This window comes from Aeromonas enterica (assembly GCF_054052465.1).
In genome coordinates this window covers 169,451-183,281 of sequence record NZ_JBSTYL010000004.1, presented here as the reverse complement: position 1 = coordinate 183,281, position 13,831 = coordinate 169,451, and the positions used below count along the sequence as shown (strand labels likewise).

General features: G+C 62.1%; 11 protein-coding genes. 7 read left to right on the top strand and 4 right to left on the bottom strand.

The window, feature by feature from the left end; translation table 11 throughout:
• The first annotated feature begins 150 nt into the window (after positions 1-150).
• Complete coding sequence (locus ACW5XD_RS06775; RefSeq protein WP_456494212.1) at positions 151-1,704, top strand: methyl-accepting chemotaxis protein; 1,554 nt, start codon at positions 151-153, stop codon at positions 1,702-1,704.
• A gap of 68 nt (positions 1,705-1,772) precedes the next feature.
• A complete protein-coding gene (locus ACW5XD_RS06770) occupies positions 1,773-2,129 on the top strand; it encodes an MGMT family protein (protein ID WP_456494211.1) in 357 nt (118 codons plus the stop codon).
• Between the two features lie 16 nt (positions 2,130-2,145).
• On the opposite strand, the gene ACW5XD_RS06765 is transcribed toward ACW5XD_RS06770, so the two are convergent.
• Positions 2,146-2,313 carry a hypothetical protein gene (locus ACW5XD_RS06765; RefSeq protein WP_456494210.1) on the bottom strand — a complete coding sequence of 56 codons (168 nt, stop codon included), beginning with the start codon at positions 2,311-2,313 and terminating at the stop codon, positions 2,146-2,148.
• Between the two features lie 114 nt (positions 2,314-2,427).
• Entirely contained in the window at positions 2,428-5,049 is a 2,622-nt protein-coding gene (topA, locus tag ACW5XD_RS06760) for a type I DNA topoisomerase (RefSeq protein ID WP_456494209.1), read from the bottom strand.
• Positions 5,050-5,410: 361 nt separating this feature from the next.
• On the opposite strand from topA, the gene astB reads away from it, so the two are divergent.
• The gene (gene astB, locus ACW5XD_RS06755; protein WP_456494208.1) at positions 5,411-6,748 is read left to right on the top strand and encodes an N-succinylarginine dihydrolase; all 1,338 of its coding nucleotides are present in this window, start codon (positions 5,411-5,413) and stop codon (positions 6,746-6,748) included.
• Between the two features lie 64 nt (positions 6,749-6,812).
• On the opposite strand, the gene sohB is transcribed toward astB, so the two are convergent.
• Positions 6,813-7,820 (bottom strand): protease SohB, encoded by a 1,008-nt coding sequence (gene sohB, locus ACW5XD_RS06750; RefSeq protein ID WP_456494207.1) that lies wholly within the window; start codon positions 7,818-7,820, stop codon positions 6,813-6,815.
• 224 nt (positions 7,821-8,044) lie between these two features.
• On the opposite strand from sohB, the gene ACW5XD_RS06745 reads away from it, so the two are divergent.
• Entirely contained in the window at positions 8,045-8,800 is a 756-nt protein-coding gene (locus tag ACW5XD_RS06745) for a YciK family oxidoreductase (protein ID WP_456494206.1), read from the top strand.
• 108 nt (positions 8,801-8,908) lie between these two features.
• The gene (locus ACW5XD_RS06740; protein WP_456494205.1) at positions 8,909-9,793 is read left to right on the top strand and encodes a LysR family transcriptional regulator; all 885 of its coding nucleotides are present in this window, start codon (positions 8,909-8,911) and stop codon (positions 9,791-9,793) included.
• Between the two features lie 55 nt (positions 9,794-9,848).
• Here ACW5XD_RS06740 and ACW5XD_RS06735 read toward each other — a convergent pair whose 3' ends face one another.
• Positions 9,849-11,021, bottom strand: a complete 1,173-nt coding sequence (locus ACW5XD_RS06735) for an MFS transporter (RefSeq protein ID WP_456494204.1) — start codon at positions 11,019-11,021, stop codon at positions 9,849-9,851.
• Between the two features lie 161 nt (positions 11,022-11,182).
• Here ACW5XD_RS06735 and ACW5XD_RS06730 point away from each other — a divergent pair, with 161 nt between their 5' ends.
• Both ACW5XD_RS06730 and ACW5XD_RS06725 read left to right on the top strand, forming a co-directional pair.
• Positions 11,183-12,322: a MalY/PatB family protein gene (locus ACW5XD_RS06730; protein ID WP_456494203.1), complete on the top strand. Its 1,140-nt coding sequence runs from the start codon at positions 11,183-11,185 to the stop codon at positions 12,320-12,322.
• A gap of 84 nt (positions 12,323-12,406) precedes the next feature.
• On the top strand, positions 12,407-13,780 hold the full coding sequence (locus ACW5XD_RS06725; protein ID WP_456494324.1) for a TAXI family TRAP transporter solute-binding subunit: 1,374 nt from the start codon (positions 12,407-12,409) through the stop codon (positions 13,778-13,780).
• Positions 13,781-13,831: the final 51 nt, after the last annotated feature.

Sequence of the window (13,831 nt, the reverse complement as noted above, 5' to 3'; positions counted from 1 at the left end):
CTTTCCCCTACCATTCATCCGCCATTGTTGGCAAAATTCAGCCCCCTATGAAGCCGACTTGGCGCCGCCTGGCAAGCGCCAGCAACCACGCCCAGATCTGCCACAATAACAACGACAAAACTATCAACAAGAACATCGGAGCGTATTCCTATGGCCCGCAGAGACATCCATACCCTGGACAGCGAAGTGGAGTTTCCTGCCGACGAACAACTGGTTTCCACCACGGATCTGCGAGGGGTGATCACCTACGCCAACCCCGCCTTCTGCCGCATCGCCGGCTACCCCGTCGAGGAGCTGGTCGGCCACAACCACAATCTGGTTCGCCATCCCGACATGCCCAAGGTTGCCTTCGCCGATCTGTGGTCCCGCCTCAAGGAGGGCAAGCCCTGGCGCGGCATGGTGAAGAACCGCTGCAAGGATGGCCGCTACTACTGGGTCGATGCCTATGTGACACCCATCTACGAAGGGGGCAGGATCAGCGGCTACCAGTCGGTGCGCTGCAAGCCGGAACCCCAGCTCAAGCGAGTCGCGAGCCAGACCTATCAGGCTCTGCTCAAGGCCGAGCTCGGCACCGGCAGCAACCTCCCCTCCCTTGCCCGTGTGCGCGCACCGGCCATCGCCCTGCTGCTGCTCGGCCTGCTCGGCTGGGCCTTCGCCAGCCAGGGGGCCATGACAGTCCTGCTGATGTTGCTGCCCCTGTTGCTCATCGGCGGCGCCTACTGGCGCGAGCTCTTCGCCCTGCCGCTCTATCTGCAGCAGCTCGGTCGCGAATATGACAGCCTGACCCGGCTGGTCTACTCGGGCGACGGCCCCGGCGCCATCGCCGATTTTCACATCAAGATGCTGCAGGCCCGTATCCGTACCGTGCTGGGCCGGGTCAACGATGCGACCCATCCCCTGCAGGCCCTGGCCACCAACCTGAAGCAGGCGTCTCATCAGGCGTGCCTCGACATCAACGAGCAGGATGCCCAGACTCAGCAGATGGCGACAGCCATGACCCAGATGGCCAGCACGGCCCACGAGATTGCCCGCAACATTCAGGATTCAAACGGTCAGGTCAGCGAGGCTCGCAGCCGCTGCGAAAACACCAATCAACAACTGAGTCAGACCGAACAGCGCATCGAACAGCTCGCCAAACAGGCGGAACTCGCATTCCACTCGGCGGTGGAGCTGGCCAGCGAGTCGGAGCGGATCGGCAGCGTGATGGGCGAGATCCAGGGCATAGCCGATCAGACCAACCTGCTGGCCCTCAACGCCGCTATCGAGGCGGCGCGGGCTGGTGAGCAGGGCCGCGGCTTTGCAGTGGTGGCCGACGAGGTGCGTACCCTGTCCACCCGCACCCATAAGGCTACCGAGCAGATCCAGGGCAGCATACAGCAGATCCAGCACACCCTGGGGCGCTGGAAGGGGATGATGCAGGAGAACCTGCAACAGACCCGCGAGTGCGCCGACATGACCCGCCAGGGCGCCAGCAGCCTGCATTCCGTGCTGAAAGAGATCGAGCTGGTGACCGAGTTCTCCAGCCAGATCGCCGCCGCCGCCGAGCAACAGCAGGCAGTGGTGGAAGAGATCAGCCGCAGCATCAACCAGATCTCCGAGTACTCCCACGCCAACAGCCAGAAGATGCAGGAGGTCGATGACTCGAGTCAGGAGCTGCTGGAACGCGCCAAGCAGCTCAAGGGGCTCAGCCAGACCTTTGGTTGAAGCAGTTGCCACTCCCACAACAGAAGCGCCACAATGGCGCTTCTGTTGTTTCTGACGAGTCATGTCTCATGAAGATGGAATCGGCCCCTGCCCCCCTGAGCAAGGTCGCACGTATCGAGGCGATCCTCGCCCTGATCCCGGCCGGCAAGGTGGTCAGCTATGGTCAGGTAGCAGATCTGGCTGGGCTGCCCGGTCGAGCCCGACTGGTCGGCAAGGTGCTGCGGGAAACGGACAAGGTACTGCCCTGGCATCGCGTGTTGGGCGCAGGCGGCACCATTTCACTGCCCAAGGGGTCGGCAGGCTTTGATAAACAGGCGGGATTGCTGCAGGAAGAGGGGGTGCCCGTGATTGGTGGGCGGGTCAGGATGCGGGAATGGCAATGGCAGCCCGACCTCGCCGAGCTGCTGTTTCTCATTCCTTTTTGACGATGGTTCTCCCGCATCACTGCGAGAGGGGAGCCAGGATCTCGTCACTGCGCACTTGCACAGGTATGGTTTCATACTCCCGCTGCAGTAACACCAGCAGACTCTGCTTGTCCACTTCCAGCACATAGGCAGTTCCTTCCCGGGTCAGACAGGTCATTCCCGGCCGGATCTCGTTAATCTCCATCACAACCTCCATGTCCAGCGCTGCCATCCTTGCAGCGGTTTCAGTATACCGTTATCTGCCAACAAAAAGGCCCCAGCAAGGGGCCTCTTTCATCATAGTGTGAACTGCAAGCCATCAGGCCTTCTTCGACTTGGCCAGGCTCTCCTGCCACTTGCCGTTGTCGTAGTGCGCCGTCCAGCCCGTTGCCTTGCCGTTGACCTCGGTCATCACGTACTGCTCCTTGGTCTTTCGACTGAAGCGAACGATGGAGGCGTTACCGTCAGGATCTGACGCTGGAGCGTCAGCCAGGTACTGGTGCTTGGGCGAGAGACGATCCTTGAAGCGCTTGAGCTCTTCCACCAGGGGCGCACGAGTCTCACGGGATTTCGGGAAGTTGCTGGCGGCCAGGAACAGGCCGGCCGCACCATCACGCAGCACGAAGTGGGCATCGGACTGGGTGCACTTGAGCTCCGGCAGCGGCACCGGATCTTCCTTCGGCGGCGCTATGTCACCGTTTTTCAGGATCTTGCGAGTGTTCTTGCAGGTCTCGCTGGTGCAGCCCATGTACTTGCCGAAGCGGCCATTTTTGAGCTGCATCTCGGATCCGCAGCGGTCGCACTCGATGCTCGGCCCTTCGTAGCCCTTGAGCTTGAACTGGCCCTTCTCGATCTCGTAACCGTCACAATCCGGGTTGCGACCACAGACGTGCAGCTTGCGACTGTCATCAATGATGTAGGCGTCCATGGCGGTGCCGCAGACGCCGCAGCGGTGCTTGGCTCGCAGCGCCTCGGTTTCAGCCTCGTCACCGTCGGTGGCGGAAACAAATTCGTCGGCGGAGACCAGGTTGATGGTCTTCTTGCAGCGCTCTTTCGGCGGCAGGGCGTAACCGGAACAGCCGAGAAAGACCCCGGTGGTGGCGGTGCGGATCCCCATCTTGCGGCCGCAATCCGGGCAGTCGATGTCGGTCAGCACCATCTGGTTGGCACGCATGCCCCCCTCTTCCGCGTCCCGATCCGCTTTTGCCAGCTCCTGGGTAAATTCTTCGTAGAAGGCGTCCAACACCTTCTTCCACTCCAGGCTGCCTTCGGCTATGCCATCGAGCTTGTCTTCCATCTTGGCGGTGAACTCGTAGTTCATCAGCTCGACGAAGTTCTCGACCAGACGGTCGGTGACGATTTCACCCATTTTCTCGGCGAAGAAACGGCGGCTCTCGACCCGCACATAACCACGATCCACGATAGTGGAGATGATGGATGCGTAGGTGGAAGGACGGCCGATGCCACGTTTTTCCAACTCGCGCACCAGCGCGGCTTCGGTGAAGCGAGCAGGCGGCTTGGTGAAGTGCTGGCGTGGATCCAGCTTGACCAGTTTCAGCACCTCGCCCACGGTCACCGCCGGCAGTTGGCTGTCTTCGCCCTTGCGGCCCATGGGTGGCAGCGCCTTGGTCCAACCGGCGAAGCGCAGGGTACGACCACGGGCCTTGAGTTCGAACTCACCGGCCTTGACGGTCAAGGTGGAGGAGTCGTACTGGGCCGGGGTCATCTGGCAGGCCACGAACTGGCGCCAGATGAGGTCATAGAGCCGCATCGCATCCGGCTCCATGCCTTCCAGCATCTCGGCCGTGACCAGCACGCTGGAGGGGCGGATCGCCTCGTGGGCTTCCTGGGCCCCAGCCTTGGAGCCATAGAGATTCGGTTCGGCCGGCAGATAGGCGGCGCCATACTGCTCGCCGATATATTCCCGCACCGCCTCGACCGCCTCTTTGCTGAGGTTGGTGGAGTCGGTACGCATGTAGGTGATGTAACCCGCTTCATACAGACGCTGGGCCATCATCATGGTCTTCTTCACCCCGAAACTCAGACGGGTCGATGCCGCCTGCTGCAGGGTGGAGGTAATGAAGGGGGCGGAAGGCTTGGAGCCAGTCGGCTTGTCTTCCCGGTTTACCACCTTGTAGTCGACCCCTTCCAGGGCAGCCACGGCGGCAAAGGTCTCGGCCTGGGTGACCGGCTTGAAGTCGGCGCCGTTGCGGCTGACCACTTCCATGCGCAGGGAGGCATGTTCACCGGTCAGCAGGTCGGCGTTGAGATCCCAGAACTCCACCGGTACGAACGCCTTGATCTCACGCTCTTTATCGACGATGAGACGCACCGCGACGGATTGCACCCGACCGGCGGACAGGCCGCGAGCCAGCTTCTTCCAGAGCAGGGGGGAGACCATGTAGCCCACTACCCGATCGAGGAAACGACGGGCTTGCTGGGCGTTGACTCGGTGGATGTTCAGCTCGGATGGCTGGGCAAACGCCTCCTGAATCGCGGTCTTGGTGATCTCGTTGAACACCACCCGCTTGTAGCGGCTGTCGTCACCACCGATGATCTCGCGCAGGTGCCAGGCGATCGCCTCTCCCTCTCTATCCAAGTCGGTTGCGAGATAGATGGTGTCGGCCTTGGCGGCCAGACTTTGCAACTCACTGACCACTTTCTCTTTGCCGGGCAAAATCTGGTAGTTGGCCTGCCAGCCTGCGGTCGGATTGATCCCCATCCGTGAGAACAGGGCATTGCGATCCTTGGCAGCCTTCTCTGATTCGCTGAGCTTGATGCCGCGAATGACAGGTTTTTTGGGCTCGCTGCTGGCGCTGCCGCTGGTGGGCAGATCGCGAACATGACCGACGCTGGATTTCACCACGTAGTCCTTGCCCAAATATTTGTTGATGGTCTTGGCCTTGGCCGGAGACTCCACTATGACCAGTGATTTGCCCATGCTGTAACTATTATCCTCATTGCACCCGACGGGGTTGGTGTGCGGTTTTGTGGGGCTGTATAAGAGATTTGACGCGAAAAAGCAATCTTGTGAGCAAATTAGCTCACCCGCCCGAACCAGCTGACCTCTTTATTTATTAATGCGAAGCCGAGCCGCGGGAAGCAACCGCTTTTTTATTTTTATGCTATATCCACCCCCTTTTTATATTTGAAACGACATAACCAACCGCTCTTGTAACATAACAAACCACTTTGGTTATCAGCTTGTTACAAAAGACAAAATCTCCTTATAATGGCTGTATCCCGCAGCTTTGTGCGCGGAAGGAACCGCTACCCATATAAAAATCGAAAGGATGTACTCAATGAAGCACTTCGAGGTCAACTTCGACGGCCTGGTCGGCCCGACCCACAACTATGCCGGCTTGTCCTATGGCAACGTCGCCTCCCAGAGCAACGCCAAGGAGGCGTCCAATCCGAAGGAGGCGGCCAAGCAGGGGCTACGCAAGATGAAGGCGCTGACCGAGCTTGGCATGACCCAGGGGGTGCTGGCACCGCAGGAGCGGCCGGATCTGGCTACCCTGCGCCGCCTGGGCTTCACCGGCAATGATGCAAGCGTGCTGGCCCAGGCCGCGAAACAGGCGCCCGCCGTGCTGGCCGCCTGTTATTCGGCCTCCAGCATGTGGACCGCCAACGCCGCCACCGTCTCCCCGAGTGCCGATACCCAGGATGGCCGCATTCACTTCACCCCCGCCAACCTGACCAACAAGTTCCACCGTTCCCTCGAACCCGAGGTGACGGGCCGCATACTGCGCGCCGTGTTCAACAACGATCGCCACTTCTATCACCACCAGCACCTGCCGGAAAACGATCACTTCGGTGACGAGGGCGCCGCCAACCACACCCGGCTGTGCCGTGCCTATGGCGAGTCCGGGGTCGAACTGTTCGTCTATGGCCGCAGCGCCTTTGACGTCTCCCAGCCAGCCCCCAAACGCTACCCGGCCCGCCAGACCCTGGAGGCGAGTCAGGCCATCGCCCGTCTGCACGGTTTGAGTGAAGAGAGCGCCGTCTTCATCCAGCAGAATCCGGATGTGATCGATCAGGGGGTGTTCCACAACGACGTGATCGCGGTGGGCAACCAGAACGTGCTGTTCTTCCACCAGCAAGCCTTCCTCAACACGGCGACGGCGCTGGACGAGGTGCGCACCAAGTTCGGCGAGGGCGAGTTGCACTTCATCGAGGTGCCGACTGCCGAGGTGTCGGTGCAGGATGCGGTGAAATCCTATCTGTTCAATACCCAGATCCTGACCCTGCCGTCCGGCGAGATGGCGATCATCGCCCCCACCGAGTGCCGTGACAACCCGGCGGTATCGGCCTATCTGGCCAAGCTGGTGACCTTGGGTACCCCGATCAAGGGGGTGCACTACATGGACGTGAAACAGAGCATGCGCAACGGTGGCGGCCCTGCCTGCCTGCGGCTGCGGGTCGCCATGAACGACACCGAGCTGGCGGCGGTCAATCCGGCCTGCTTCATCAACGACAACCAGTTTGCCCGGCTGGACACTTGGGTCGAGCGCCACTACCGCGACAGCCTGGCGCTGGACGATCTGCGCGACCCGGCGCTGGTACAAGAGTCCCGCACTGCGCTGGACGAGCTGACCCAGATCCTGAAGCTGGGCTCCGTCTACCCCTTCCAGCGCTGAGGCGCTGGATAGCAAAAGCCGGGCAAGTGCCCGGCTTTTTCATGTCTGGGGTGCAAACAAGGCGTCAGCGCCACGGCCCCTGCTGCCAGAGGCGGCCAAGGCCGGACTCCAGCGCCAGCGCCGCCTGCTGGCCCAGCTTCTGGGTCAGGCTCTTTGGTTTGCGATAGCTGATGCCGACCACCTTGTGATGGCTGGCCTGGGCCAGCAGGTAGTCGTCACTGGTGCAGAGGGTATCCACCAGCCCCAGCCCCTTGGCCTGGCTCGCCAGCCAGTGCTCGCCAGTGGTAACACCGTCTATGTCGAGGTTGGGCCTGTGCTCGGCCACAAACGCCTTGAACTGCTCGTGGATGGCGCCCAGCTCCTCACGAAACTTCTCCCGTCCCAGATCGTCGTTCTCACCGAACATGGTGATGGTGCGCTTGTACTGACCGGCTGTGTGCATCTCGAATTCGATGTCGTGCTTTTTCAAGAGCTTGTTGAAGTTCGGCAACTGGGCAATCACGCCGATGGAACCAACGATGGCAAAGGGCGCCGCCAGGATCTGATCGGCCACGCAGGCCATCATGTAGCCGCCGCTCGCCGCCACCTTGTCGATGGCCACGGTGAGCTTGATGCCCTTGTCGCGCAGTCGCTGCAGCTGGGAAGCGGCCAGGCCATAGCCATGCACCACGCCGCCGCCGGACTCGAGGCGCAGCAACACCTCGTCACCGGACTGGGCCACGCCTAGCACGGCACTCACCTCTTCCCGCAGGGAAGCCACCTCTTTGGCGTCCATGCTGCCGTGAAAATCGAGCACAAACAGCCGGCTGCGCTCGTCTTCGGTCTTGGCGCGAGCCTTGTGTTCGGCCTTGCGTGCCTTCTCCAGCTGCTTGCGCCCGGCCTTGCCGGCCAGCGCCGCCTGCAACTGGTAACGCCCCTGCTCCAGCTCGCTGGAGAGATCGGTCACCACCAGCTCCCCCTTGCGGGACTTCGGCTGACGGCTGCTGATCACCATCAGGATGACGGCAGCTATGGCCAGCAGTAAGGTGAGGGTCTTGGCCAGGAACAGGCCATATTCGGTCAAAAATGCCACTTGATGCTCCGCTCAATGTTCGAGTTTTTCACATTCTAGGGAGTTTGCCGGGCGCGCGCAAAAACTCTGCGAGAGTGGCTCAAAAAACACACTAGACAAGCACAACCCCTCTATTTTCTTCACATTTTTGCCGTCTCATACTGGTCAAATGCCGTGCGGGGTCAGTACACTTGCGCCTCTATTTGCCGCGCGCATCTGCCACGAACTTGTTAACAGGAGTTGTCATGCTCGATTATCAGGCCCCCCGGGATCTGCTCAAGCACAAGGTCATTCTGGTCACAGGTGCCGGTGACGGCATAGGCCGCGAAGCCGCTATCACCTATGCCGCCCACGGCGCCACCGTGATCCTGCTCGGCCGCACCAGTGCCAAGCTCGAGGCAGTCTATGACCAGATCGAGGCCGCCGGTTATCCGCTGCCCGCCATCGTGCCAGTGGACTTGAAAGGTGCCACCGCCGCCCACTACCGCGGCATGGCCGAGACCTTCGCGCAGCAATTTGGCCGCCTCGACGGCGTGCTGTTCAACGCCGGCCAGCTCGGCACATTGTCACCGTTCGAACACATCCAGGAGAAGGAGTGGGACGAGGTGATGCAGGTCAACGTCAAATCCGAGTTCCTGCTGACCCAGGCGCTGCTGCCGCTGATCCGCCAGACCGCCAAGGAGCACGGTGAGGCCTCCATCGTCTACACCTCCTCCAGCGTGGGCCGCAAGGGCCGCGCCTACTGGGGCACCTACGCCATCTCCAAGTTCGCCATCGAGGGCATGATGGAGGTACTGGCCGACGAGCTGGAGAACACGGCGGTACGGGTCAACACCCTCAACCCGGGTGGTACCCGCACCAAGATGCGCGCCAGCGCCTTCCCGGCGGAAGATCCCCAGCAGCTCAAGACGCCGGCCGATCTCATGCCGCTCTATCTCTATCTGATGGGGGCTGACAGCCGTGGCAACACCGGCCAGACCTTCGTGGCCCAGCCCAAATAAATCTGCAAAATAACCGGAACCCTGCGCTGCATGGGGTTAAATTCAATGGGGTGCCACCGGCCCCCGTCGAAGGCCCTTACCACATACGATCCCTGATCAGGTTGAGATATGTTTCGTCCCAAGAGCACGTTTGAGCAATGGCGGATCTTTCAGGCCGTGGTGGACTGTGGCGGTTATGCCCAGGCCGCCGAGGCGCTGAACAAGAGCCAATCTTCTCTCAATCATGCGGTGGCCAAGCTGCAGCAGAGTCTGGGGGTGCCGCTGCTGGAAGTGAGGGGGCGCAAGGCGGTATTGACCCCAGCGGGGGAGATCTTTCTCAAGCGGGCCCGTCAGCTCAGCCAGCAGGTGGAAGAACTGGAGAACCTGGCCAACAACCTGGAACGGCAGTGGGAGCCGCAGATCAATCTCTACGTTTCCGTACTGCAACCACGGGAGCGACTCTATCGGGCGCTGGCCCACTTCTATCCCCGCAGCCGGGGCTGCCGCGTCAATCTGCACGAGCGCATTCACTGCCACTTCAACGCCTTGCAGGTGGGGGATCTCATGCTCTCCGAGCACCTGCCCCAGGATCGTACCGGCCTGCCGCTGGACGAGGTGTGCCTGCTGCCGCTCTGCTCGGCCGAGCATCCCCTCGCCGCTCTGGCTGGTGCCGTCTCGACCGACGAGCTCGCCAGCCACAACCAGATAAGCCTGCATCCCCCCATTCACCGCTCGGTGGACTGGAACGATGCGGATGACACCGGCTGGAAGGCGACCCACTATCACGAGGTGATCGCCATGCTCAGACTCGGTCTTGGCTATGCCTGGCTGCCGCGCCATCTGGTGCAGGAAGAGCTGGCCAGCGGCGTCCTGGTGCCGCTGGATCTGGCCAGTGGCAACGAGCGCCATCTCTACACCTATCTGCTGACCCCGTCAGCGGATTCGCTGGGCCCGGCCACCGAGCTGCTGCTGCGCTGCCTGCGCAACGAATATCAGACCGACAACGACAAATAAGCCCAAGCCGTCAGGCTGCATTCGCCCCCCATAACCAACCGGTCACAGACCAGCCTCACACATTGGGCACCCGCCAGCAGGCAGCCAGTGCCGCAAGCGCCAACGCAGTGGCCACCATGAAGACCCCGTGAAAACTCCAGATCTCGGCCACAGTTCCCGCTATCGCCCCCGCCATGATGGAGCCGGTGCGTATGCTGTTGGCAAACAGGGTGGTCGCCACCCCGGCGCGCCCCGGCATCAGATCCTGAAAGTAGGACATGCCGATCCCGGCGACGATGCCGATGAAGATGGCGTTGAGCAGTTGCAGCGCGATGAGCGCAGACTGGCTCGACAAAGTGACCAGCCCCACGTAGAAACCGACCCCGGCCAGCACGGCCACCAGCATCATGGGACGCTTGCCGAAGCGCTGGGTGTAGTAGCCCGCCAGCAGCATGAAGGGGATCTCGAGGGCTGCGGCCGTGCCCATCAGCACACCGGCCAGCTTCTCCTCCAGCCCCAGTTCGCGAGTGATGTAGAGCGGCATGTTGATGAGGTACATGCTGTTGCAGGTCCACATCAGGGTAGAGGCGATGAACAGCGCCCGCACCGACGGATCTCGCCAGCTGCTGACCCGCTCCACCTCACTGTTTGGCGTGGGCAACGGCAGGGAGGGCAGCCAGCGCCACACCACGAAGGCACAGATGAGGTAGGCCAGGGCGGAGGCGAGATACATCACCTCGAAGCCATAGCCGATGGCCAGCGCGAAGGCAATGGGGGGGCCTATGACCCAGGCCAGGGAGAACTGGGCCCGCAGCACGGAGCTGAACATGTCCGCCCGCTTGTTGCGGCTGTCGGCATATTCCCGCGCCAGGGCAAACAGCTGGGGACTGGCGGTGGCCGCCAGACTCGCCAGCAGCACCCCCAGGCTCACCAGCAGCCAGTAGTTGCGATTCCAGGCGAACAGCAGGGAGAGCACCACCCCCGCGAAGCAGCAGCGCAGGATCAGCCGCTTGCGATCCCCCTTGCTGTCGGAGCGGTGGCCGAGCCACTGGCTGATGAGAATGCCGATCACGGCGTTGACCGTATAAAACAGTCCGACCAGCAAGGGACGCACCTGCACCTCTTCGGCCAGAAACAGGCTCAAGGTAGGCACCTGGAGCGCCACCGCCACCCCGGTCATAAAGGTCACGGCCAAAAAGGAGAGGGAGACGGGATCCGACCTCTTCAGGGCGAGGGTCAACAAACTCATAGAATTACCACTGGATTGGGGGGAGGATACTGGCCCAAATTCGGCAAGTGCATGAAATGGCGCCGCTTATTTTATGTCATTATCAAGAGCCACCTCAAGGCTTGCGACCCCGCGCCCGACCCCGTACATTGAAAGCCCACTGGCCAGCATAAGGATTTCACATGTTTGATTTTGACCGGGAAATAGATCGTCGCGATACCATGAGCCTGAAATGGGACAAGTACAAGGGACAGGACGTGCTGCCCATGTGGGTAGCTGACACCGACTTTGTCTCGCCACCCACCGTCATCGAGGCCCTCACCCAGCGGGTCGCCCACGGTATCTTCGGTTACTCGCGTCCCTCTGCCCGGCTGATCGAACTCATCATCGCGCGTCTGTCCAGTCGCTACGGCTGGACCATCCAGCCAGAGTGGATCGTCTTCCTGCCCGGGGTGGTGCCTGGCCTCAATCTCGCCTGCAAGGCCTGGAGCCAGCACGGCCGCGGCATCATCACCCCCAAGCCGGTCTACTACCCCTTCCTGCAGGCGCCGGGCTTCAACGATCGCCCGCTGCTCACAGTCCCCATGGTGGAAGAGGCCGGTCGCTGGGTGCTGGATCTGGAGGAACTGGAGCGTCAAGCCCCTGCGGCGGATCTGCTGCTGCTGTGCAACCCGCACAACCCGGGCGGCACAGTGTTCACCCGTGAGGAGCTGGAAGCCATCGACGCCATCGCCGAGCGCCACAACCTGGTGGTCTGCTCGGACGAGATCCATTGCGACCTGCTGCTGGACAAAAATGCCCGCCACATACCCTATGGCGCCATCAGCCCGGAAGCTGCCGAGCGCTGCGCCGTGATGATGGCTCCGAGCAAGACCTTCAATATCGCGGGTCTGTGCTGCGCCTTCGCCGTGGTGCCCAACGCCCGCCTGCGCCTCAAGCTGCAACAGGCGATGCGCGGCATCAGCGCCGACGTCAACCTGCTGGGCTTTGTGGCGGCCGAGGCGGCCTATGAGGGAGGCGATCCCTGGCTCTGCGAGCAGCTCGACTACCTGGCCGCCAATCTGGCATTGATCGAACAGGCGGTCGCCCGCTGGCCCGGCGTCAAGCTGGCGCGCAACCAGGCCACCTACCTCGCCTGGATCGATGTCAGTGCACTCGGGCTCGAGGATCCCATCGCCTTCTTCGAGCAGGCTGGGGTGGGACTCTCCCCCGGTGCCCAGTTCGGCGATGGCCAGTTCGTGCGGCTCAACTTCGGCTGCACCCGGGCACGGCTGAGCGAGGCGCTGGCCCGGATGGAGAAAGCGATCCAGACTCGCATCTGACAGCAATAGGGTATATTTTTGCGGCTGAATATCGGCCGCACCAGCCGCCATCAGCGATGAAGGCGGGCCGTGAAATCAGACGGGATGGGCTTGACCCATCCTTTTTATCAGCCATTGATCCGGTTCAATATGTTGCCAAGCGCCCTGCACCACCTGTCGACCCTGTCTCGTACCGCCCTGCCCTGGCTGGCGGCTGCCCTGGTGCTGCCCCTGTACGCCGCCACGCCCGCCTATCTCACCATAGGCACGGGGGCGCTCAATGGCGTCTACTATCCGACGGGAGGAGCCATCTGCCGCCTGCTGAACGAAGAGAGCGCCAATCACGGGCTGCACTGCGCCGTGCAGAGCACCTCGGGTTCCCTCGCCAACCTGAAAGAGCTGGACCAGGGGAAAATCCAGCTGGCACTGGTGCAGTCAGATGTAGTGCACCATGCCATCCACGGCACTGGCCCCTTTGTGGGCCAGCCCCCCAATGACCGACTTCGCAGCCTGTTTCAACTCCACCAGGAGTCGCTGACCTTGCTGGCTGGCGCCAACAGCAATATCAACACCCTGGCCGACATCGAAGGCAAGCGGGTCGATCTGGGCAATCCGGGGTCGGGAGAGCGCGTCACCAGCCAGGCTCTGCTCGATGCAATGGGCTGGCAGGAGAGCAGCTTTGCCCCTGTCATCTCCACCTCCGTCAACAGTCGGCTGGAAGGGCTCTGCGATGGCACTCTGGATGCCGCCTTCATGGTGGCGGGGCACCCCAATCAGGGCATAGGGGATCTGACCGGCCGCTGCAAGGCACGCATCATTCCCATCGAGGGGGAGCAGGTCGACCACCTGCTCAAGAATCACCCTTACTACCAGCGCAGCCGCATCGGCGCCAACCTCTATCCGGGGCAGCCCAGCGGCATCAACACCTTCTCCGTCACCGCCGAACTGATTGCGCTGGACAGCCTGCCAGACGCCGAGGTGCGCACGGTGCGTGACGTACTGACGGCACGACTCAAGCAATTCACTCGCCTGCATCCGGCGCTGACGCCCCTCACTCTGGACTCAATGCAGGCCAAGACGGAGATACCGCGCCACCCGGGCATGGAGGATGCCGCCCTGCCGCCACCGCCACTTATTCCCGACTCCCTGACCCCCCTGGATACAGAGAGTTCGGCGGCAACGGAAACCCTGGCAGCCCAGTCGGCGGCGCAGGCCACCGGGGATGACGCAGCACAGGCAGCAGCCCCGGAGGCATTGGTGACCCAGCCCATGTCGGTGGAGCCGGTCTCAGCCGCCGTGGCGACTCAGACTGTGACTGCGGATATCCCCTCGGCCGCTTTGGCGACGCAACCCGCCTCGTCCGCGGTCGACTCGGCGTCAGCCGATATGCAAGGGGCTGCGCCCAGTGCCGCCAGTGGCACCGACGGCGCAGGCCAGCCCCTGCCGGCCACCCCCTCGGCAAGCGTGCCCATCCAGTAATCTCGCCCACCACCAACGAAAGAGGCCACCTGTCAGGGTGGCCTCTTCTTT